We start from the raw sequence: 21022 nt of genomic DNA, 5'->3' as shown, positions 1-21022 counted from the left end.
AGGGGCCAAGCATAAAAAAACCCGCTGGCAGCGGGTTCTTGTCTTGATGATCCCATTGATTGCCAGATGGCCATATCTTGAATCCACCTTGTGCGGGTACACAGGTTGGCATGGGTTGCCCCAACTCTTGATATAGCAATAAGCATAAAAGCGATTCTTATGAAGTGCAAGGGCCGCGTTTATTTCCGTCGGATATGAAAAAATACAGAAATAGTTTGCATCATTTAAAAATCGTGCTATAGTTACCTTCTGTCTTGCAAGGGTTGGTTGAAAAACAAATTCCGCAGTCAGAGCCCAGGTGGCGGAATTGGTAGACGCGCATGGTTCAGGTCCATGTGCCTTCGGGTGTGGAGGTTCGAGTCCTCTCCTGGGCACCAAAATTCCTAAAAAGCCGATCATCGCAAGATGGTCGGCTTTTTTCATTCCAGCCCAGAAAGTCAGGTGCTTGAGCACCTGACGTGAGGACGAGAAAGGTCGGGCATGCAAGCCCGACCGGGGTCGCGCCTGTGTGACCGAGTCCTCTCCTGGGCACCAAAATTCCGAAAGGCCGATCATCGCAAGATGGTCGGCTTTTTGTTGTGTGTGTGTTCAGAGTGATGATTGGCCTTTTCTATTGATTGCAGCCCGCGTCTGATTAGTCTTGTGCACTTGGCTTTCTCGCAGCCCCATGGCCCAGCAGTTGCATGAGCTCCTGCCTGTAGTAGGCCAAGCACCTGTATGCTCTTGAGTCATAACATTGGGGTGGCTGTACTCTGCGGTTTTGTCCCGGTGATCGTCACGGGATTGCCCTCCTGGACGAGCTAGCCTGTGGCGCCCAGCTATCCCCTGCTTATGGCGGCGTTACTCAGTATCGTGGCGTTGCTGTCAGTCAGCCGCAAGCTGAGCTTTTTTATCTATGGTGGCTTCTTGTCTCTTGCCGTATTTATAAGATGTATTTAATATATATCTTTATGGGCGGTGGCGATTTCATCAACTGCCTCACCTCATGTTAAAGGGATAGAAAATGCAAGTTGGAATGCTGAAACTGGCGGGTCTGCGACATCCTGAATGTGCCGATAAAGTAGCCATTGCCTTGGCGGCTATCGATGGCGTGCAAGCGGCAGATGCCTCATTCGAAAATGCAAAGGCATCGGTCCGTTTTGATGAAACCCAGGTCTCGCTGGAAGACCTCCATGCTGCCGTTGAGCAGGCAGGCTATCAAATCGCCAAACCTGTGCATGGTGAAGATGGTGCTTGTTGCGGTGGTTGTGGCGGTTAAACTCACTACATCCTGGAGTTGAAAACCGATTGTAGAAACACAGTCGGTTTTTTTATGGCTGTACGAAGCAGGGGCAGGCACGGGTGTGATGGGGTGGTGCCCTGAGGGTTTCAGCTTGGTCCCGCCAGTGCTTGTTTGCCTATGCATTCACAAGCTTGTAAAGAAAGCAGCCGATTATGTGGTGATGATTCTTTATGTGGAAATGGCTGTGTTCAAACAGGAAAGGAGTCGCATTGCTGCTCGTTTTCTGACGCAGTCAGGCTTTGTCGCACTGATGCTGAAGGATATTGAATTGGTGAAGCAGCAAACTACAAAAGGCCGATCATTGAGAAATGATCGGCCTTTCGGAATTTTGGTGCCCAGAAGAGGACTCGGTCACACAGGCGCGACCCCGGTCGGGCTTGCATGCCCGACCTTTCTCGTCCTCACGTCAGGTGCTCAAGCACCTGACTTTCTGGGCGAGAATGAAAAAAGCCGACCATCTTGCGATGATCGGCTTTTTAGGAATTTGTGGTGCCCAGGAGAGGACTCGAACCTCCACACCCGAAGGCACATGGACCTGAACCATGCGCGTCTACCAATTCCGCCACCTGGGCATATCGTTGTATGCTTATGGTTGTGCCAAAAGCTTTTTAACGACTTCGCTGCGTGAGCAGCAAAGAAAAAAGATTATAGGCATACTTTATTAATAATGGAAGTGTCCTTTTGAATAAAAAACATCAAGACAGTACTGAGGACCGTATTCAATCAACGGGCCGTTATGAGTTGCCGCCTGACTTTGACCCGGATACCCCGACGCGGGAAGTGATCTTGGCGGGGCTGCGCGAGGATGCAGACGGCCTGACCATGCAGGCTCTGGCGAAAAAGCTGGGCCTGGGCAAAGAAATTACGGTGGGTTTTGAGCGGCGTGTACGCGCAATGGAGCGCGATGGGCAACTGCTTATTTCCCCCGAAGGCAAAATTCGTAAAAACAGCCAAACTGGCTTTATCGCAGGCAAAGTGTTGGGCCATCGCGACGGTTTTGGTTTCTTGCAGCGCGACGATGGGCAGCCTGATCTGTTTTTGTCGCCACGAGAGATGGCCAAAGTGTTGCACGGCGACCACGTTATGGTGCGTATCGTCGGTGAATACCGTGGCAAACCAGATGCCTCGATTGTCGAAGTTACTGCGCGTCATACCAGTAAGCTGGTGGGCCGGTTCTTGCGCGAGCGTGGCACGTTTATCGTGGTGCCCGAAGATCAGCGTATCAAGCACGACATCCTGATCCCAAGTGGAGATCAGGGCGAGGCCGAGCCCGGTCAGGTCGTCACGGTAGAGATCACCCAGCAGCCCGAGCGCCATCGCCAGCCTTTGGGGCGTGTCATTGAAGTGCTGGGGGAAATTGATGATCCCGGCATGGAAATCGAAATAGCGGTGCGCAAGTTTGAAGTGCCGGTCGATTTCTCCGAGAAGGCTCTCAAGCAGGCAGCCCGTATTCCTGCCAAGGTAAAGCCATCGGAATACAAAGGTCGCGTTGATCTACGCGATGTCCCTTTCATCACCATTGATGGTGAAGACGCACGGGACTTTGATGATGCGGTGTATTGCGAACGCGTTGATATTGGCACGGGCAAACGCTCGCGCTGGGCGTGGCGATTGCTGGTGGCGATTGCCGATGTCAGCCATTACGTACGCTCCGGCGATGCCTTGGATGAAGACGCTCTGGAGCGGGGTACCAGCGTGTATTTCCCGCGCCGTGTGATCCCCATGTTGCCAGAAAGCCTGTCCAACGGGATCTGTTCTCTGAACCCGTCGGTAGACCGTCTGGTCATGGTGTGCGATATGGTCGTCTTGGCTGATGGTCCCAAGTCCGGCACCGTATCGGCCTATCAGTTTTATGAAGCGGTCATTCACTCACATGCGCGCACCACGTATTCCGATATCTGGAGCGCCCTGCAGCAGCCTACAGGTCCGGCCGCCGCACAGATTCAGCATGTGCTCGAACCTGTGCAGAACCTGTACTCCTTGTACCGTTTGTTGGCCGAGCAGCGCACTGCACGAGGTGCCATTGATTTTGATACGGTTGAAACCAAAATCGTGTGTAACCCCTTGGGTCGCATCGAGCGTATTGAACCTCTGGTTCGTAACGATGCCCACAAGCTGATCGAAGAGTGCATGTTGGCAGCCAACACCTGCGCTGCCGACTTCATTGCTCGTAGCCGTCGCAATGGTTTGTACCGTGTGCATGAGGGCCCAACGCCACCCAAGCTGGAAGCCTTGCGCGAATATTTACGTAGCTTGGGTCTGACCCTGGAAGGGGGCGACGAACCGACTTCTGCCGATTACGCCAAAGTGGTGGCCGCCGCTCGTGGTCGTTCCGACTTCGCCATTATTCAGACCATGTGCTTGCGTTCCATGCAGCAGGCTATTTACAGCCCGGAAAAAACGGGTCACTTTGGTCTGGCTTATTCACAATACGCTCATTTCACTTCGCCCATTCGCCGTTACCCGGACTTGCTGGTGCACCGCGTCATCAAGGGTATTTTGAAAGGCCAGCGCTACATTCCGGCGATTGCCGAAGAACCGGGCGATGCCGCCTTGCCAGCCAGCAAGCGCGATTTTGCACGCTGGGAAAAACTGGGTGCCTTGTTGTCGGCGCGCGAACGTCGTGCTGATGAGGCCTCTAAAGATGTGGAAGCCTGGCTCAAGTGCTGGTTTGTCAAAGAGCACGTGGGCGAGGAATACTCTGGCAAGATCAGTGGTGTAACCAGCTTTGGTTTGTTTGTGACGTTGGATACCTTGTATGTGGAGGGCCTGGTTCACGTCTCGGAGCTGGGCGCAGATTACTTCCAGTACAACGAAACCTCGAACGAGTTGCGTGGTGAGCGCACTGGTTTGCGCTATCGTCTGACCGATGCGGTACAAGTGCAGGTCGCCCGTGTTGATCTGGAGGCGCGCCGTATTGAGTTCCGTCTGGTTAAAGGCGTGGGCTACAAAGCGGTGAAGGCGGCGGCCGAAGGGTCTGATCCGTCCGAGCGGCCCATCAAGAAAGCGGCTTCAACCAAGCCGCTGGCCTTGAAGGGCACCACGGCCTCCCAGCGACGAGCTTCTCAAAAGCAGGCCGAGCGGGATGAAAAACGCAGTACGGAGAAGGCAGCCAAGTCCGCCAAATCCACGCGCAGCCCTAGAGGGCGACGCCGATAGGCGTACAATGCCAAGCCGGGCTTTTTGCCCGGCTTTCTTTATTTGCTCTTATTTCCCCCAAGGATTGTTATGCCTCAGCAGGTTTTGGCCGGTTTCCATGCCGTTATTGCCCGAGTTCGTTTCAGCGCCGCTTCGGTGCGCGAGGTCTATGTGGATCAGACCCGGCGCGACAAACGGATGCTGGCCTTTATCGAACAGGTAGAGCAGGCAGGCTTGAAAGTCATGGCCGTGCCGGTCGAGCGTCTGGATGGTCTGGCCAAAGGCACACGTCACCAGGGTGTGGTGGCATTGGCTCTGGAGCAAGAGCTGGCCGTTGATGTCAACGAATTGCTGGATGATCTGGAAGAGGCCGGTCAGGTTCCTTTTTTGCTGATTCTGGATGGGGTCACAGACCCTCATAACCTGGGTGCCTGCCTGCGTAGTGCCAACGCAGCCGGCGCGCATGCCGTGATTGCGCCTCGTGATCGTGCCGTGGGTCTGAACGCGACGGTCTCGCGCGTGGCTTGCGGTGCAGCCGAATCGACACCTTACATTACGGTGACGAACTTGGCCCGTACCATGCGCATGCTGCGTGAGCGCGACGTCTGGCTGGTCGGTACCAGTGATCAAGCCACCCACACATTCCACCAGGTGGATGCCCGCCGCCCCATGGCCTGGGTGATGGGGGCCGAGGGCGAGGGCATGCGCCGTCTCACCCGTGAAACCTGCGACGAGCTGGTTTCCATTCCCATGATGGGTGCGGTAGAAAGCTTGAACGTCAGTGTCGCCAGTGCGGTTTGTCTGTACGAAACCTTGCGTCAACGTAGCCAGGCCTAATTTCTTTTAAGTCTTGTTACTTACTTAATTACTTATTTGTATAAAAAACGGCGGGCTTCATTCGCCGCTTCACCAGATAATAAGTAATTGGCCGTCAGCCGGGCAAAACCCAATCGGTGCTGACGGTGTGTACACGCATTATGGGCTTTGAAACGATCATGGAAGAAAACGGCTTTATTACCTCTACCTTGCACTCTGACCGTCGTTTGGGTACGCAGTATGGCGCTATTCATCAGCCATTGCACCCATCGACCGAGTTCGGTTTTCAGGATGCGCGTGAGCTGGCCGCAGTCTTTCAGGGCAAATCCGGCTTTACCTATTCTCGTCAGGGCACACCCACCACGGCGGCGCTGGAAGCCAAGATTACGCGTATGGAAAAAGGGGTGGGCAGCGTCAGCTTTGCAACCGGTATGGCCGCATTGACCGCGACCCTGTTTACCTTGCTGCGCCAGGGTGATCACCTGATTGCCAGCAAATATCTGTTCGGTAACACCAACAGTCTGTTGGGCACCTTGCGCGACCTGGGTGTTCAAACCACGCTGGTAGACGCAACCGATGTGGCCCAGGTGCAAGCCGCGCGTCAGCCCAATACTCGCATGGTGTTTCTTGAAACCATTGCCAATCCGGGCACACAGGTGGCTGATTTGAAAGGGGTGGGGCAATGGTGTCAGGACGAGGGCTTGTTGTATGTGGTTGATGCCACTTTGTCCTCGCCTTACCTGTCGCCCGGCCGCGAGTTCAAAGCCTCTTTGGTGGTCAACTCGCTGTCCAAGCACATTGGTGGCCACGGTAATGCTCTGGGTGGCATGGTGACAGATACAGGTCTGTTTGATTGGACGACCTATCCTAATATTGCCCAGGTGTACCGCAATGGCAATACGCAGAACTGGGGCCTGGTACAGATCCGTAAGAAGGGCTTGCGCGATATGGGCGGCACCTTGTCGTCCGATGTGGCCCACCGTTTGGCTGTAGGCTCGGAAACCTTGCCGTTGCGTATGGAGCGCATCTGTTCCAATGCGCTGGCTTTGGCGCGCCATTTGAAGGCTCACCCCAAGGTGAAGCACGTGCAGTATCCGGGTCTGGAGGATCACCCCCAACACGAGCGTACGGCTCAGTTGTTCGGCAATCGCTTCGGCGGCCTGATGAGTGTCGTGCTGGAAGAGGGCATCGAAATTTTCGACTTCCTGAATCGTCTGAAAGTCTTTGTTCTGGCTACGCACCTGGGTGACAACCGCAGTCTGGTGCTGCCCGTTGCCCATACCATCTACTACGAGATGGGGCCCGAGCAGCGTGCCCTGATGGGTATTTCCGACAATCAGTTGCGTATCTCTGTGGGTATCGAAGAGATCATTGATCTGACGTCCGACTTTGATCAGGCACTGGCCCAGTCTTAAGTTCTTTGCACAGCTAGCCATGGTTCAGCCTGGCTTGTATCAGGGCTAGATGCTGCATCGCTTGTTGTAACTCGCTGCACTCCAGATTCGCGTAGCCAAATAGCAGATGGCGTGGGTCGCTGCCGTCCGCTTCCTGGCTGGCGGCCTGTGCCAAAGGGTATAGGCGTATGCCATAGCGAAGCGCTGCCGCAGCAACGTGATGGGCATCCGGGCCTTGTGAAGGCAGTCGGAAAGCCAGATGCATGCCAGCATTGTGTCCGCTGACCACTCCGGTATTTCCCCATGCTTTTTTCAGTCCCTGCAGCAGGGTATTGCGTTGCTCCAGGTAACGGCGACGCAAATACTGCAGGTGCCGAGGATAGTCATACTCATCAAAAAAACGTGCCAGAATAGCTTGTGTTAACCAGGGCGATCCATTGTTGAGCAAGGCCTTGCGAGCAATAAAGTCCTGGCTCAAATGGGGTGGACAGACCATATAGCCCAAGCGCAAACCAGGCCCCAATGTTTTCGAGAACGAACCCAGGTAAATTACCTGTCCGGGGCTCATGGCCTTGAGCGGCGCGGGTAGGGCCGGGCCATAACAGAAGTCTCCGTCGTAGTCGTCCTCAATAATCAAAGCACCGCTGGAGCTGGCCCAAGCCAGCAGCTCCTGCCTGCGCGGCACTGTCAGCGTGTGCCCCAAGGGGTATTGATGGGAGGGCGTGACAAAGGCTAGTTGGACCGCCCTGTTGGGCAATTGATCGGTGCATAAGCCGTGTTGATCTACAGGCACGGGAATGCCCTGAGTACGATGGCGTGCCAGTAGATGCCTGAAGCCGTTATAGCCAGGCGATTCGTGCACCGCACAGCTGTTTTCGTCCAGAAAGTGAGCCGCAATCAGGCTCAAGGACTCCTGCGTCCCTGCCGTAATGAGGATGTGGTCCGGGTCAGCCAAAATGCCTTTGCTGGCGGCCAGATAATCTGCAATTTGCAGCCGCAAACCCCATAAACCTTCAGGCGGTGGATAGTCCGTCATACCAGTGCCTGCATAACGCAATAGTTGATTGGATAGGTAAATGAACTGGCGCAGCGGAAAGGCATGAAGCGAGGGGCGCCCAATCTTGAAATCAAAACGAACCGGCACACTGGCGGCGGGCACATGAACACCGCTGGCCAGGGCCGTGCTGGTACGCAGGTTGCGTGAACAGTGGGCCGTCTCCATGACAAAATCCGGCACCAGTCGACTGCGCCCGTTGCGGGTGGGCGTGGCGACAAAAAAGCCCCGGCTGGGTTCGCTATGAATCAGGTTGGAGTCGATTAGCAAATCATAGGCACCCATGATCGTGTTTTTAGAAACCTGCAGCAAAGAAGCCATACGGTTGATTGAGGGCAGGCGATTGCCTTCCTGCAAACGTCCCGAACAGATCAGGGTTTCAATTTGACGTGCAATTTGTCGCTTATACGGTGGGCTATGGGTATGAGAGAGCGTAATCGGTAAAGAAAACATGGCGGGACTGGAAAAATAATCAAAACCATCAAGGGCGAGCCAAGCCGGGCCACTATAGGCAGCAGCCTCTAGTTTTAACTTGAGTTAGCTCAAAGTGATGATTCGTTCGTGATAAATTTATCCGACTTCTTGATCTGCCAACTGGCCTTTTGTCATGGATATTTTTATCTCAGTAAGAGTGTTTAATTTATTGTAATTACGATATAAAAAAACCATTCCCATTATGTAATCTGTATCCATACCTTCTCAGTAAAAAATAACAATCGTTATAGTTGTTATGGTCTTGCCCTTTAGCAAGGCAATTGTTGGAGGTAATGGAATGTATAGAAAAATGATGACCCTGGCCTTCCTGTCTACCAGCGTCAGTGCGGCTCTGGCGGCACCGACGCAAGAGCAAGTGCGGGTAGACAACTTGTTTCAGCAAAACTGTGCGGTGTGTCACGCAGCCGACCGGGGAGGGTATATTGCTCCGGGCTTGCACAGTGATCGCCTGGTTCAAAGCGAGATTGCCTTGCGCGGCACCATCATGACTGGAATCCCGGATACCTTGATGCCGCCTTTTGTCGGACGTTTACCCGACGAGGATATTCGTGCCCTGGCCAAGATGATCAAGAACGAGCCCGTGGTGGAACGCAGTTGGGACATGGATCAAATTCGTGCCAGCGTGAAAGTACTGGTGGACGAATCCACCTTGCCCAGCAAGCCCAATTACGAGATCGACTCCGTCTACGACTTGATGGTCATCATGGCCCGGGGACGCTACGGTCGGGGGGATGGTTCTAATCAGGCACGCGCCGTTTTCATCAATGGCAAGAACAATCAGAAGGTAGGAGAAATCGCCACGGTTGGTGCGCCACATATCATGGAGTTCAGTCCCAGCCATGAGCGTTGGGGTTACCTGAAAAGCGATGATGGTCACGTCTACAAAATTGACCTGTACACCTTGCAGATTGTGCGGCAGGCCAAAGTGGGCCTGACGGGGACCGGTATTGCATTGTCCAAAGATGGCAAGTGGTTGGCACTGAGTTCTTTTGTGCCCAATAGCATGGTCATCCTGAAAGCCGACACACTGGAGCCGGTGAAGTATCTTGCTCTGGAGGGCGAGGACCCGGATGGCAATTTCATCAAATCCGCCGGCGGTCCCATCATTGGCAGCCGCATCAATAACAAGTTTGCACTGACGCTGCGCCAAGCCGGGCAGATCTGGATTATTGATCCGGACAAGCCAGACATGCCGGTCACCAAACTGGCCAAGGTGGGCCGCATGTTGCATGACACTTTCCTGACGCCTGATGGTCGCTACTCCATGGTGGCTTCCTACGATGACAACAAATATGTGGCGATCGACTTGAAGGACGACAAGGTGGTGCGTGATATTCCAGCTGGCTGCCAACCGCATGCAGGCTCGGGGGCGGTTACCGAAGTGAATGGTCGCATGCTGGCTTTCGGTACCAATATGGGCAGCTGCAAGCTGGGTTCGGTTGTTACGGCCTGGGATACCAAGGACTTTTCCGTGGTGAAACAAATCCCGGTAGCCGGGGCCACCGAATCGCCTGCCGCACATCCCAATGCACCGTATGTGGCGGTGGACATTATTGACAAGGACAAGCGCGCTTCCTGGATTCAGTTAATCGACAAAAACACCTTGTCGGTGGCGAAAACCCTGGATGTGGGCGGCCATGCCTTCTTCCCTAACTACAACCGCACAGGAGATTACTTGTACGTCAGCTCGGGTTACTGGGGGGACCGTCTGAAAATCTACGACAGCCGTAGCCTGGAGCTGGTAGCCGAGCACAAGATGGAAAGCCCATCGGGTATTTTCTCTCGCGCTCGCACTCGCTGGCTCACCATCGGTCAGCCTGAAACCCAAAAATTCTAAGCAAAGGAATGTCATGAAACAGCTTTTTATGGGTGTGGCTCTGGTTGGTCTTTTAGGCTCAGGTGCAGCGTTGGCGGCGGATAAACCCGCCGGTTTACAAGGTTCGCATGGGCAGTCACAACTGTCGGCCCAGGCGTCATCCATGTTGCCTTTATGTGCCTCTTGTCATGGTCTGGAAGGTGTCAGTACGGAAGGCATGTACCCCAACTTGGCGGGGCAGAAGGTGGAGTATCTGGTCAAGCAGCTGCAGCAGTTCAAATCCCGAGAGCGTAACGATCCCATCATGAGCCCGATGGCTGAACCGCTCAGCCCGGAAATGGTGAATGAACTGGCTGCCTACTTTGCCAGCTTGAAGTAAGTGTGAACTGGGCGCCAGTTTTTACTGGCGCCTTAAGGATGTCCTGCAATGAATGTGTTTCCCTTGTTCTTCAATCTGACTGGCAAAGCCGTTGTTGTTGTAGGTGGCGGCTCGGTTGCCGAACGTAAAGTTCGGCTCTTGTTACGCGCAGGAGCGCGGGTGACGGTGGTTGCACCGGAACAGACTCCCTGGTTACGGGCCAGCGCGCAAGCAGGGGCGCTAAGCAGCTTGTTCACTGCTTTTGTCGCCGAGCATATTCGCGAGGCCTGGCTGGTTATCGCGGCCACCGGACGACGAGAAATAAACCGTATCGTGGCTCAGGCGGCCGATGCCTTGCATCTGCCCTGTAATGTGGTTGATGACGGGCAACTGTCCACCGTGCAGGTTCCTGCCATGATCGACCGTTCGCCTTTAATGATTGCGGTTTCCTCGGCAGGGTCTGCACCTGTGCTGGCGCGGCGGGTTCGGGAGTGGATAGAAAGCGAGTTGCCTGAATCCGTAGGGGACTTGGCCGGTCTGCTGGCTCGTCGTCGAGCTGATATCAAGCAAGCTTTTCCCGAGGTGCATACTCGCCGTCATTTTTTTGACTACGTGCTTGATGGCCATATTCCTGACCTCCTGGCACAAGGAAAGTCCACCGAAGCATTGGCAGCTTTTGATGACGCCTTGCAGAAGCAGACCCCCCAGCAGCATGTTCAGGTCACCATTTTGCCTATCGCGGATTTGGAGGCCGTGGACTTGTTGACGCTGCGCGCCCTGCGAAAATTGAATCAGGCGGACTGGGTCTTGTACCTGCCTCTGATCCTGCCCGCGATTCTGGAAAAAGCACGCCGTGATGCCCGTTTGATGGCCTTGGATCAGGCCGGTGTGGTCTTGCAAGATACCCTGTTGAATCAGGCGTTCTGGACACCGCTATGCCGTTCATGGGCGCCAGGAGAGCGTATCGTCATTGCCTGGAAGTCTTCGTGGGATGTGCAACCTTTGCTTGAGCTGTTAAAGCAGCAAGGCTTGAGCTGTGAACTGGCTTAGAAGTGTTGGAGTGATGAAGAGCTAGGTGGCGTGTGCTTGCTACGTTATATGGAGCTGCTTGAGTGAGGCAAGAATTCTTGCCTCACTTTTTTTGTCTCTTGTTTGTGCAGGCTTATGGGCCTGGAAATGATGAACTTTGCCAGCATCCACATCCACATCCACATCCACATCCGCTTCAGCACCAGCATTGGCATCTGCACCAGCACTGGCACCGGCAGCATCATCATCGGTGTTTGTATTTGTACCGGTACAGAGTATGCAGGAAATCCGGGGTTCGGGTCCGTCTCCGTCCAGACTTTTATCCGAACTTGGCTATGTCTGGAGACTGTATTCGCCTCTCAGTGCTGCTTTACTGTTCTGGACAGTTGCTTTGCATGGTTTCGTGGCCGGGCGGGGAAGGGGATTCGGGATTGGGGTACAGCGAAAAGGGCTTTGACTGGCTTCTTGATTGGGCAGGCTCAGGCAGTAATTTCCCGGTTATTGAGATAGCAACCCGGATCTTCTGCCCATACATTGCCCGTACTTTTTTCTGCCCTGGTGCGCGTATTACCATTGCAAATATCCAGGTAGGCGCATCTCGCACAGCGTCCCTGTACAGGCCTTGGCCGTTGGCGCAGTCCCGCTAACAAAGGATCTTGATTGTTGGACCAAATCTCTGAGAAAGGCTGTTTCAGCACATTGCCTAAGCTGTAGTGCCACCACATGGTGTCCGGGTGTACATTGCCACGGTTATCAATGTTCGCAATTCCTTGGCCGGAGGAGTTTCCACCCCATTGACGCAACATGGTCAGAATTTTTTTAGCCTGATCTGGGTAGTGGCGTCGTACCCAGTGCAGGAAGAAAACGCCATCGGCATCATTGTTCCCTGAGGTAAATTCCTTGGGTTTTCCAGCTTTCTGATACGTCATGCAGGTCGTGAAAAGTTGTTCCATGGCCCGCCGGGTGACGGCGTGATGGCTGGCCAAAGCGCGATTGCTAAGACCTCGGCCCGCGTAATTTAGATGAGAGAGATAAAAGCGGTCGATTTGCTCCTGGTCCATCACTGCCAGCAGGCCATTGAGGTCAGCCGCATTTTCCTGGGTCAGAGTAAAGCGCAGGCCCACTTTCAAGTGTTTTTCGCGACACAGCCGTAAACCATGCAAGGAAGCAGCGTAGGCTCCGTTTTCACCACGAATCCGGTCATGCCTGGCCTGCAAACCATCTAGGGATATGCCGACATAGTCAAAGCCGCAGTCGGCAATCTGGCCGATATTCTGTTCAGTAATCAGGGTGCCGTTGGACGATAGCCCTACGTACATACCCAGTGTTTTTGCGCGTCGACCCAAGTCGTAAATGTCTCTGCGCAGCAAGGGTTCACCGCCGGACAGAATCAGGGCGCGCACACCGAACTGATGTAGATCGTCCATGACAGAGCAGGCCTGCTCGTAGCTCAGTTCGCCGGGAAAATCCTTGTTGGTGGAGGCAGAGTAACAGTGGCTGCAATGGAGATTGCAACGACGTATCAGATTCCAGATCACCACAGGGGCTTTGCTGGCACGCGTGGCGGCAACAGGAGAGTGCAGGGCAGCGATAAAACGGGATATCCGGAACATGCTCAAGGCCTCCGCAGACGCAGGCCGGTCTTTTTAAGAATGGCCGTAGAAAACAAAATGTCGTGATCGTGCAAGACACCCGGAAAGTGCTGCGTGATGTGCATGCTGATGTTCTTTGCTTGGGCACGGACCGTGTCATGGTCCTTGCCATGCAGCATGGCAAACAGGTTGTATGGCCACGCAGGCAGACGACGCGGGCGACGATAACAATGGCTGACTCCAGCTTGTGAACCTAACCATGTACCCACGGTGTCCAGGCGCTCGTCTGCAATATTCCAGACGCACATGCCATTGGCTACATAGCCCAGGGCGTAGTGATTCGGGATGGCTGCAATCCGTCTTATCAAACCTTGGTCCAACATGGTTTGAAACTGCTTCATGACATAGGCTTCGGAGACGCCTAGCGCCTGCGCCAGCCTTAGGTAAGGCTGCGGCTCTATAGCCAGCCCCTGCTGCGAAGCATGTATCAGTGCGGTATAGGCAGGGTTCAAATGCTCCATGTCAAAGCTCCAGTTTCAGGCTAAGTGCGTATTCCTGTTCTTTTGGAAAAGCGAAGACAGGTAAGCCGGTTTCGGTTTCGATTGTGGTCAGGCAAGCCTCAAGGTCTTGTGCGCTTGCCGTGGCCAGTACAAACCACATATTTAAGGCGTGAGCGCGTCGGTAGTTGTGGGCGACTTCGGGATGGCGGTTCACGGCTTTGACAACGCTGTCCCACCGTTTTTCCGGTACAGACATGGCGACCAGGCAGTAAGCGCCGCCTAAGGCTTCAATCTGGAAGAGGGGGCCAAAGCGGGTCAGGACTCCGGATTGACGCAGGCACTGGACACGCGCAATCAGGTCGGATTCGCTTAAAGAAAGATCAGGAGCCAGTCGTGCAAAGGGGCGGGAGCAGATGGGGAAACCCTCTTGCAAGCGATTGAGAATGTGGCGGTCGGTGTCGTCTAACTTGACCGGCGCATGCAGTGGCGTCGTGTGAGTGTCAGTCATGATAGGCCGGGCCAAGCAGGGCTCCGCGTTGTTTGAAACAGCGAGTGGAAAACAGCACGTCCTGTGGGAACTGTCCCAAGCCTAAACGGCTATTCAGTTCCGCATGGTGAGCCAGTACGTGCTGGCGATCTTTGCCGTGAATCATGCAAAACAGATTGTGATTCCAATGTGGCGGGTGGGGCTGTCGTTGGTAACAAAGCGTGATGCCGTTTTGCCTGGCCAGTTCCTCACCCAAGGCGTCGATACGATGGTTGTCTACCGTCCAGACACACATGGCATTGGCGCTATAGCCCAGCGTGCGATGGCGTAAAACCAGACCAAACCGTCTGAAAACACCTTGTTCCAGAAAGCTGCGCAGGTGTTGCAGAACTTGTTTCTCACTCATTTGGGCATGCTCTGCCCAAGGTTTGAAAGGTTCGGCTTGTATCTCCAAGCCTTGCAAGGAGCGCTCCAGGAGTTTGCGTTCGGCGCTGCCTAATGCAGGCAGACTATGGCTTGGTGCCAAGGGGCTGGCAATTTTGACATGAGTAGTCAGGCTAAACCCCAGGTCAATGTGATAGGCCCGGAGCATGGGTAAGGACAAGGGCAACAAACCGGTGTATTGGGCGATGTGGTCCAGGGTTGCCTGCCGTTCTTGCTCATTCGCACAGGTCAGCACAAACCATAGATTGACCGCGTGTTCGCGTGCGTAGTTGTGGTTCACAGCGGGCAGGGTGCTGATCCAGTTCGCAATCCTGTCCAGATCCTTGGCTGGGATAGGCATGCCCACCAAGGTGCTGCTCATGCAGGTGGGGTTCAGCACCGGCCCGATACGGCTGATGATGCCATCGCTGCGCCAGCCTTGGAGATAGTCCATTACGGCTTGCTCGCTTAGTCCCAATAGCAGCCCCAGCTTACGGAACGGACGGGACTCCAGGGGGAAGCCGTGTTGCCAGGCATTCAATAGTTGAAAGGCAGAAGGGGAAAGATCAGAAACCAATGCGACCACTCCGATGCGTAAAAAACACCCCGCTGGGTTGCTGAATCTCCAGGCTGTCCAATCGCTTGAAACTGCGGGTGTCGTATACGCTGACTCGATTATCGTCTCGTGCTGAAATCCAGACAGCCTCGCCGCGTGGGGTGAACTCCATGTGGAGAACCGCTTTGCCTGCGTCCAAGGTCCGAATCACTTCTAAAGTGGCAACATCAATGACCTGTACCTTGTCGTTGTCTGGGAATGCAAAGTTCACCCAGACTTGCCGGCCATCGGGCTGAGCCATGACGAAAACGGGTTGGCCCTGAACAGGGATGCGAGTTTTTTCTTGCCAATCCAAGGTGCTGGCCACTAGTACTTCATGGCGTCCAATGGCAGGCAAAAACAAGTCCTGACCCGCTTGGGACCAGCCACGCAGATGCGGCATCTTGTAGACGGGCAGGGCGGTTTCGCCTTTGCCATAGCCTGGCAAGATTTTTCGGACTCCATTTTCAGGCTGCCATAAATCCAGCATGGCCAAAGCGTCTTCGCCAAACAGGCCGGCAATGTAGTAGCGTCCGTCTGGGGTGACCATGGCATCGTAAGGTTGGCTGCCTGCCGCAAAACGCCGTGTTGTGGGGCGCAGCGGGTCGGATAAGTCGGTGAGCCAGATTTCACCGGCCTCGAACAAGGAATAGGCGAATTGCTGATTCGGTAGGTCAGCCAGTCCAACCACCTTGGCGCGTTTGTCGGGGGCGTAGTAGGACGGAACCTCACTGACCAATTCCAGGGTTTTTGCGTCAAAAACCTTGATACCGCCCGGTTCGTAGTTCTGTACCACAATCAGCTTGCCGTCCTGGGAGATCGCCCCACCTATGGCATTGCCGGACTGAATAATGCGGCGGACTACAACTTGTTTGATCAGGTCCACTTTGCTCAGCCCGCCATCACGTCCGAATATATAGCCATACCGTCCGTCGCGCGAATAAGTGATATGAGCGTGGGAGAGGTCACCCAAGCCCTCAATACGCGCCAAGCGACTGCGGTGACTGGTCTCAACAAGGGCTACGCTGCCTGTGGCGCGCTCGACGATCAGCCCCAGGTCGTTAGTGCCGCGTAGTGAGTTGGCACAGCCGCTTAACACGACAAGCAGGCTAAGAGTCATGAGTGCTTTCATGGTGCTGTATCCGAGTTCTGGAGAAGGAAGTTCGCCAGCCATAAACTTTCCGCTGGCTGCAAAAAGCGGTTCCAGGCAGGCATGGCGGTGCCGGGGCGACCTTGCATGATGGTCAAGGCGATTTGTTCTGGGCTTTGGCCTTGCAAGGCATCTGCCGTCAAGGCTGGGCCTAGACCTCCTTTCAAGAACAAGCCATGACAGGAACCGCACTCTTGATGAAGTAGTGTTTGTAAAGAGAGGCGCTGCTCTGAAGTCAACGTGACGTCATTTGCAGTGGCTTGTTGCGGGTCAACAAGGATGAGCAATACAGGCAACCCAATCCGGGCCAGAGTCCGTCTGCCGCAGCGTTTTAAAGAGAAGTGCAAACCACTCACATCAGTGCCCAGGATGATTCGGGTGTGAGTGTGTCTTGCGTGTTCGATGTGGGCTGCGGGTAGTCTGGGTGTAGCTGTACAACTTGCCCAATGATCAGCAAGGCAGGAGGGCTAAATGTCTGTGCTAGCTGTGGAAGTGTCTGCAACGTACCCAAGCCCCATCGCTGGCTTTTAAGTGTGGCGTCCTGTGCCAGGGCGATGGGCGTATGTGGGCTGCGTCCATGTTGGATCAAGGCCTGGGCGATATGACGGCAATTGGCCATGGCCATGTAAAACACCAGCGTACAGGTGGGGTCGGATAGGGAGGCCCAGTTCAGCTCCAGCCCTTGGTTGTTCCGCAAATGTCCGGTGATAAAGCGCACACTGCTGGCCAGCCCGCGATGAGTCAAGGGAATGCCTAAAGAAGCCGCACAGCCCGTCGCGGCAGTAATTCCAGGCACAACCTCGGCCCGGACGCCGTGTTGTTGCAGATAAAGCTGCTCCTCGCCGCCGCGCCCAAAAATAAAGGGATCACCGCCTTTTAGGCGGATAACGCGCTGATGCGTTCTGCTCAGTGATAAGAGGATGTCGTTGATGTCGTCCTGCATGCTGGGTTTGCAGGCGGCCACCTTGCCAACATCGTGCAGGGTGGCTTCAGGGTTGATGCAGCTCATGATGGCGCGGCTGACCAAGCGGTCATAGACCACAGCATCTGCATGTTGCAGCAGGTATAAAGCGCGTAGTGTGAGAAGTTCAGGGTCGCCAGGCCCCGCCCCAACCAAATAAACCTTGCCGTGCATCGTTGCGCTCCTTGACGGTAGCAAGTACCGAAATACAGTCAAACAATGCAGAAAATTGTAGGAGAGCAGACCGCTCTGATATGGGCACGGTTGGTGCTCAAGAGAAGGGTGCAGAGCCTTGCTCCTGTCACTCAGATAAGGTGTTATCTGTTGTTAAGTCCGGCTCTCGTAAGGGAAATTAGGCTGAGAGTGGTTTTTGCGGCTGCAAAGAGGGGCGCATAAGCGGTTGAAAAACATTCAAAATCACAGTATCAGTTGGCTAATTTTGAAGTTTTAAAAGTTCAAATAACATATTTGCGACGGCCTGTTAAGTTTCGCGGCACAAATTAGGGAAAGTCCTGCAACTTGTATCAACAGTGAGCAATGATGCGGGTTACAGAGGTTTTTTGCTTGACACGGGTATTAAACGAAGGCTTAATACGCGGTAGCCAACCGGGGTGCTTATGCGCCCGGTAGCAATGGCAGACGGCAGTGCTTAGCTGCCCTTTCGTTTGTCACTATTAAGTCTGACCGCCACACACTGGTTCCCGCTGGGGGCCCGTAAAATAATTTTCAGGGGTATTTTCTCAATGAATAAAACCGAGCTTATCGAATTCATTTCCACCAAAGCCGATCTGTCCAAAGCTGACGCTGGTCGTGCGCTGGATGCGTTTATCGATGCCGTGACCACCACGCTGAAAGAAAAAGATACGGTTACTCTGGTTGGTTTTGGCACCTTCGCTGTGTCGGAACGCGCTGCCCGTTCGGGTCGTAACCCACGTACCGGCGAAACCATCGAGATCGAAGGCGCAAACGTGCCTAAGTTCCGTCCCGGTAAGGCTCTGAAAGACGCCGTGAATTAATTTTTAAATTAATTGACGCAAAAGACTTGCAAAAAGAAATCTTTGATCCTATAATTCTTTTTCTTCACAAGAAGAACGGCATCGCAGAAATGGGTGCTTAGCTCAGCTGGTAGAGCGGCGCCCTTACAAGGCGTAGGTCGGGGGTTCGAACCCCTCAGCACCCACCATTTCTTTTGCTAGTCGAATCAAGCACTTAGGTAAAACTAAGTGCTTTTTTTGTGCCTGTTTAGCCCGCTTTTTGGATAGCCTCAACCAACCAGGATTGGCTTGCTACCCACTCAACTACGCCCTGCATTGAAGCCTGTTTAAGCTTGGATGGCGTGCTGGGAAAATGTAATGGCTTGTAAACAGGTCCGCACAAACGGCACCTGGGAATACGTATTCAAAAAAGCCGGGTTACTGGAAAAACCTGTCCATATGACCTTCGTCTCTGAGCAAGGGGCGATGAGTATGCCCAGCGGTTTGATGTCCTTTGCGGGATTGGGACATCATTTCTTCAGCGCATCAGCCAGACGGTCGCATCCTGACGATTAGCGCCTTGGACAGAGAGTGCCAACCGGAAGCCCATCCATTCCCGAAGAATGTCGCAGCACAGCGCACGATTGTGCGCATGCATGAGGATTGGCCGTTGGCCAGGATTACTGTCGGCTGGGTAGATAATTGGATCATCAGAAATGAAAAAGGTGGGGCTGCTGCGCCAGTTATCATTCGTGCCCGCGTAGGGGGCACGTTGCACCGACTGGGGAGTGAGAAAAGGTTACGTCCAGTTTCCTGATCATTCACAGCGTCTCGTTACCGGATGGGTACGCACATCAAGTTGGATGCTGCGCTGTCGGGTGGCGGACGTGTTGATATGGGGCGGGACCGTAGGCTTAGCGCGGTGAGTACGAAAGGAAATTGGCGATCATTCAAGAGGGCCGACTTCCGCGAACAAGGACTGATCTGCCGTATCCGCCAGCTTTGGAGTGCATTGTCATGCGACGGTGAAGTGGTTGGCATGCTAAATTACGCAACTCCCCTCCAGTTGGCGGAGGCCCGCAATAAGTCAGGATGAAATGGCAAACGAACATAACTTAATGCTTGTGATCGGCGCTGGGCTCAGTCTTATAGCTGCCCTGCTGCATGTTGGGGTGATCATTGTTGGGCCTTCCTGGTATCAACTGTTTGGCGCAGGCGATCGCTTTGTGCGTGCGGCTCAGGCTGGCCGCTGGTTTCCTGCGGTGTTTACAGCAGGGATCGCCTTAGTGCTTGCGGTATGGGCGGCCTACGCGCTGTCCGCTGCTGGCGTGATCGAGCGCCTTCCCTTGGTGCGACCGGCTTTGATCGGCATTACCTCGATCTACTTGTTGCGCGGTTTGCTTGGGCCGTTGGCCCTTGCGGGTACCGGTCGAAGCCGCCGGTTTATCATGATCAGCTCAGCGATCTGTTTGGTTTATGGGCTGGTGCATCTTTTTGGGCTGGTGCAAGTATGGGGCTCTCTAGTCTAAATGGTTGTGTGCCGGGTTAAGCATCAGGCGGCTATTTAACCGACCCGCGACATTAAGCACGTAGACTCCGCCAGCTTAAACACTCTGGCACTCCACATCGATAAAAAAAATCCCGTCATTGATGGTGGGAGACATATTGTTGCGGCTATCAGTCAGTCCCCTGATGCAGTACGGGTTCACACTACCCACTTTTCACGCACCCACTGCTCAAGCACATTTACGTGTTGAATGAGTTGCACGGGGACGCCGGCTTCCTGGCCACGGCCCTTAGAGGTGGTGGGGGAGAGGTGTTCCGGCCATAGGTATGCTGGGGGCGGTGCGCAACTGATTGCAGTTGTCAGCTCCCCAGATTCAGCGGCAAACCAGCCAGGGAAGGCGGCATTCAGTCGTTCGACACGCTCCTCACCAATGCGCTTTTGACCTGTTTTTCTTCCAGGGGAGAGCATGCGAGAGACGTAGCTGGGGCCAACGTCAATTCCTGCATTACCTGCGAGTAAGTGACCTATAGGTATTCAGATATGGGCACAGTGCTCTGGGATATCGACGTATAGCGGGGCGCAAAGTCATGAGGCCGAGCACCCTTCATATGCTTCGTTGATGATTCGCGCAGGTGTGGCGTCGGTTTAATTTGTAACGGCGCTATCTATATCTGCAAATAGCGTCCATAGTGTGTCCAGGGACATTTTTCCCCTGATTAATTAGGACATACATTGAAAACAGAAATTGGTATCGTGAAGTGGTTCAATAACGAAAAAGGCTTCGGCTTTATCATGCCCGAAAGTGGCGGTAAAGACCTCTTCGCACACCACAGTGAAATTCAGGGTGCTGGGTTTAAATCTCTTGAAGAGAACCAACGAGTTTCTTTCGTTGCAGGCGTAGGCCAGAAAGGCCCTTGCGCTACCCAGATCCAGATCATTTGATCCTCTGCTTGCCTGATTAGGCAAGCGTTGCGTTGATCAATAAAGCCGGGCCCTTTGAAACATTGGGTTCGGCTTTTTCAATTCTACTTATCCGGTCCAAGGCAAGGTAGGGCCGAGATGATTTCGCAGTCTTGCCAAACTTGTCGCTGCTTTTTGCCTGCTCTTGAGCGCAGCGACTATTTCAGGTGACACTAGGCTGGTCGATATGCGCTCCTTGGGTCTTCATGAGCAAACTCCTCTCTTGTCTGTCTCCACTTGCCACTCTGATTCTGGCTTGGCTGGCCTTCATGTTTCTTCTGTTTTTCCCACCGCTGTGGATCCTGTGGCCGGTGTTGGTCGTGAGCCTGGGCTGGATCAATTACAGAGGAATTCGCTACGCGCTGAGTATGAATGACAAGTCCAAGCCGTGGCACCTTTGGTTCAATGTCGGCGAGTGTCTGTTGGCGGCGATTGTTCTAACTTTGCTGATCCGTGACCTTAGCGTTCCTGCCGCCTGATTTTTTCCTTGT

Annotated in this window: 19 protein-coding genes, 3 tRNA genes and 1 riboswitch; of the genes, 13 read left to right on the top strand and 9 right to left on the bottom strand. The window is 54.1% G+C overall.

Features of this window, described 5'->3' with window-relative positions:
- Nucleotides 1-45: 45 nt before the first annotated feature.
- Nucleotides 46-139: riboswitch (SAM-I-IV-variant riboswitch) on the bottom strand.
- A 153-nt stretch (nt 140-292) separates the two neighbouring features.
- A tRNA-Leu gene (locus AC6I6N_RS05205) sits at nt 293-377 on the top strand.
- Nucleotides 378-1003: 626 nt separating this feature from the next.
- Nucleotides 1004-1258, top strand: a complete 255-nt coding sequence (locus tag AC6I6N_RS05200) for a heavy-metal-associated domain-containing protein (RefSeq protein ID WP_094197012.1) — start codon at nt 1004-1006, stop codon at nt 1256-1258.
- 511 nt (nt 1259-1769) lie between these two features.
- Here the strand turns inward: AC6I6N_RS05200 and AC6I6N_RS05195 are convergent.
- Nucleotides 1770-1854: transfer RNA gene (locus tag AC6I6N_RS05195), tRNA-Leu, on the bottom strand.
- A 109-nt stretch (nt 1855-1963) separates the two neighbouring features.
- Here AC6I6N_RS05195 and rnr point away from each other — a divergent pair.
- From rnr to AC6I6N_RS05180, 3 genes are all read left to right on the top strand, one after another.
- Entirely contained in the window at nt 1964-4441 is a 2478-nt protein-coding gene (rnr, locus tag AC6I6N_RS05190) for a ribonuclease R (protein WP_108727621.1), read from the top strand.
- Nucleotides 4442-4510: 69 nt separating this feature from the next.
- Complete coding sequence (rlmB, locus tag AC6I6N_RS05185) at nt 4511-5257, top strand: 23S rRNA (guanosine(2251)-2'-O)-methyltransferase RlmB (protein WP_063690574.1); 747 nt, start codon at nt 4511-4513, stop codon at nt 5255-5257.
- A 158-nt stretch (nt 5258-5415) separates the two neighbouring features.
- Nucleotides 5416-6651: a cystathionine gamma-synthase family protein gene (locus tag AC6I6N_RS05180; protein WP_094197010.1), complete on the top strand. Its 1236-nt coding sequence runs from the start codon at nt 5416-5418 to the stop codon at nt 6649-6651.
- A 13-nt stretch (nt 6652-6664) separates the two neighbouring features.
- Here AC6I6N_RS05180 and pdxR read toward each other — a convergent pair whose 3' ends face one another.
- Nucleotides 6665-8137: a MocR-like pyridoxine biosynthesis transcription factor PdxR gene (pdxR, locus tag AC6I6N_RS05175; protein ID WP_094197009.1), complete on the bottom strand. Its 1473-nt coding sequence runs from the start codon at nt 8135-8137 to the stop codon at nt 6665-6667.
- Nucleotides 8138-8456: 319 nt separating this feature from the next.
- Between pdxR and AC6I6N_RS05170 the strand changes: the two genes are divergently transcribed.
- The 3 genes from AC6I6N_RS05170 to AC6I6N_RS05160 are packed head-to-tail and all read left to right on the top strand — an operon-like array spanning nt 8457 to nt 11403.
- Entirely contained in the window at nt 8457-10016 is a 1560-nt protein-coding gene (locus tag AC6I6N_RS05170) for a nitrite reductase (protein ID WP_230017873.1), read from the top strand.
- Between the two features lie 13 nt (nt 10017-10029).
- Complete coding sequence (locus AC6I6N_RS05165) at nt 10030-10374, top strand: c-type cytochrome (protein ID WP_094197007.1); 345 nt, start codon at nt 10030-10032, stop codon at nt 10372-10374.
- A 48-nt stretch (nt 10375-10422) separates the two neighbouring features.
- A complete protein-coding gene (locus AC6I6N_RS05160) occupies nt 10423-11403 on the top strand; it encodes a precorrin-2 dehydrogenase/sirohydrochlorin ferrochelatase family protein (RefSeq protein ID WP_094197006.1) in 981 nt (326 codons plus the stop codon).
- A gap of 458 nt (nt 11404-11861) precedes the next feature.
- On the opposite strand, the gene nirJ is transcribed toward AC6I6N_RS05160, so the two are convergent.
- From nirJ to cobA, 7 genes are all read right to left on the bottom strand, one after another.
- Complete coding sequence (nirJ, locus tag AC6I6N_RS05155; protein ID WP_094197004.1) at nt 11862-12995, bottom strand: heme d1 biosynthesis radical SAM protein NirJ; 1134 nt, start codon at nt 12993-12995, stop codon at nt 11862-11864.
- Nucleotides 12996-12997: 2 nt separating this feature from the next.
- A complete protein-coding gene (ahbB, locus tag AC6I6N_RS05150) occupies nt 12998-13495 on the bottom strand; it encodes a siroheme decarboxylase subunit beta (protein WP_094197003.1) in 498 nt (165 codons plus the stop codon).
- A 1-nt stretch (nt 13496) separates the two neighbouring features.
- Nucleotides 13497-13982 carry an Lrp/AsnC family transcriptional regulator gene (locus AC6I6N_RS05145; protein WP_121739058.1) on the bottom strand — a complete coding sequence of 162 codons (486 nt, stop codon included), beginning with the start codon at nt 13980-13982 and terminating at the stop codon, nt 13497-13499.
- Entirely contained in the window at nt 13975-14970 is a 996-nt protein-coding gene (gene ahbB / locus AC6I6N_RS05140; protein ID WP_238988661.1) for a siroheme decarboxylase subunit beta, read from the bottom strand. Before ahbB (AC6I6N_RS05140) ends, AC6I6N_RS05145 begins: the two co-directional genes overlap by 8 nt.
- The gene (locus tag AC6I6N_RS05135; RefSeq protein ID WP_108727615.1) at nt 14951-16111 is read right to left on the bottom strand and encodes a cytochrome D1 domain-containing protein; all 1161 of its coding nucleotides are present in this window, start codon (nt 16109-16111) and stop codon (nt 14951-14953) included. The genes ahbB (AC6I6N_RS05140) and AC6I6N_RS05135 overlap by 20 nt, the downstream gene beginning before the upstream one ends.
- Nucleotides 16108-16296 (bottom strand): c-type cytochrome, encoded by a 189-nt coding sequence (locus AC6I6N_RS05130; RefSeq protein ID WP_230017876.1) that lies wholly within the window; start codon nt 16294-16296, stop codon nt 16108-16110. Before AC6I6N_RS05130 ends, AC6I6N_RS05135 begins: the two co-directional genes overlap by 4 nt.
- A gap of 185 nt (nt 16297-16481) precedes the next feature.
- A complete protein-coding gene (gene cobA / locus AC6I6N_RS05125; RefSeq protein WP_497943281.1) occupies nt 16482-17264 on the bottom strand; it encodes a uroporphyrinogen-III C-methyltransferase in 783 nt (260 codons plus the stop codon).
- 569 nt (nt 17265-17833) lie between these two features.
- Here cobA and AC6I6N_RS05120 point away from each other — a divergent pair.
- From AC6I6N_RS05120 to AC6I6N_RS05100, 5 genes are all read left to right on the top strand, one after another.
- Complete coding sequence (locus AC6I6N_RS05120) at nt 17834-18106, top strand: HU family DNA-binding protein (RefSeq protein ID WP_003799450.1); 273 nt, start codon at nt 17834-17836, stop codon at nt 18104-18106.
- A gap of 91 nt (nt 18107-18197) precedes the next feature.
- Nucleotides 18198-18273 (top strand) — tRNA-Val (locus tag AC6I6N_RS05115).
- A 909-nt stretch (nt 18274-19182) separates the two neighbouring features.
- Nucleotides 19183-19593 carry a hypothetical protein gene (locus tag AC6I6N_RS05110; protein ID WP_234354312.1) on the top strand — a complete coding sequence of 137 codons (411 nt, stop codon included), beginning with the start codon at nt 19183-19185 and terminating at the stop codon, nt 19591-19593.
- A 710-nt stretch (nt 19594-20303) separates the two neighbouring features.
- Nucleotides 20304-20513: a cold-shock protein gene (locus tag AC6I6N_RS05105; protein WP_094196995.1), complete on the top strand. Its 210-nt coding sequence runs from the start codon at nt 20304-20306 to the stop codon at nt 20511-20513.
- Between the two features lie 224 nt (nt 20514-20737).
- Complete coding sequence (locus tag AC6I6N_RS05100) at nt 20738-21010, top strand: hypothetical protein (RefSeq protein ID WP_460196354.1); 273 nt, start codon at nt 20738-20740, stop codon at nt 21008-21010.
- The last annotated feature ends 12 nt before the right edge of the window (nt 21011-21022 follow it).

It is taken from the genome of Alcaligenes sp. LTN-3 (assembly GCF_059735605.1).
This window is presented reverse-complemented; position numbering and strand designations above follow the sequence as displayed.

Bases quoted from the DNA above. Each gene is read 5' to 3' on its own strand.
- pdxR (WP_094197009.1), bottom strand. From the start codon at position 8,137: ATGTTTTCTTTACCGATTACGCTCTCTCATACCCATAGCCCACCGTAT.
- AC6I6N_RS05135 (WP_108727615.1), bottom strand. From the start codon at position 16,111: ATGAAAGCACTCATGACTCTTAGCCTGCTTGTCGTGTTAAGCGGCTGT.
- rlmB (WP_063690574.1), top strand. From the start codon at position 4,511: ATGCCTCAGCAGGTTTTGGCCGGTTTCCATGCCGTTATTGCCCGAGTT.
- cobA (WP_497943281.1), bottom strand. From the start codon at position 17,264: ATGCACGGCAAGGTTTATTTGGTTGGGGCGGGGCCTGGCGACCCTGAA.
- AC6I6N_RS05165 (WP_094197007.1), top strand. From the start codon at position 10,030: ATGAAACAGCTTTTTATGGGTGTGGCTCTGGTTGGTCTTTTAGGCTCA.
- nirJ (WP_094197004.1), bottom strand. From the start codon at position 12,995: ATGTTCCGGATATCCCGTTTTATCGCTGCCCTGCACTCTCCTGTTGCC.
- AC6I6N_RS05100 (WP_460196354.1), top strand. From the start codon at position 20,738: ATGAGCAAACTCCTCTCTTGTCTGTCTCCACTTGCCACTCTGATTCTG.
- AC6I6N_RS05120 (WP_003799450.1), top strand. From the start codon at position 17,834: ATGAATAAAACCGAGCTTATCGAATTCATTTCCACCAAAGCCGATCTG.
- AC6I6N_RS05180 (WP_094197010.1), top strand. From the start codon at position 5,416: ATGGAAGAAAACGGCTTTATTACCTCTACCTTGCACTCTGACCGTCGT.
- AC6I6N_RS05110 (WP_234354312.1), top strand. From the start codon at position 19,183: ATGCTTGTGATCGGCGCTGGGCTCAGTCTTATAGCTGCCCTGCTGCAT.
- ahbB (WP_094197003.1), bottom strand. From the start codon at position 13,495: ATGGAGCATTTGAACCCTGCCTATACCGCACTGATACATGCTTCGCAG.
- AC6I6N_RS05200 (WP_094197012.1), top strand. From the start codon at position 1,004: ATGCAAGTTGGAATGCTGAAACTGGCGGGTCTGCGACATCCTGAATGT.
- AC6I6N_RS05170 (WP_230017873.1), top strand. From the start codon at position 8,457: ATGTATAGAAAAATGATGACCCTGGCCTTCCTGTCTACCAGCGTCAGT.
- AC6I6N_RS05160 (WP_094197006.1), top strand. From the start codon at position 10,423: ATGAATGTGTTTCCCTTGTTCTTCAATCTGACTGGCAAAGCCGTTGTT.
- AC6I6N_RS05145 (WP_121739058.1), bottom strand. From the start codon at position 13,982: ATGACTGACACTCACACGACGCCACTGCATGCGCCGGTCAAGTTAGAC.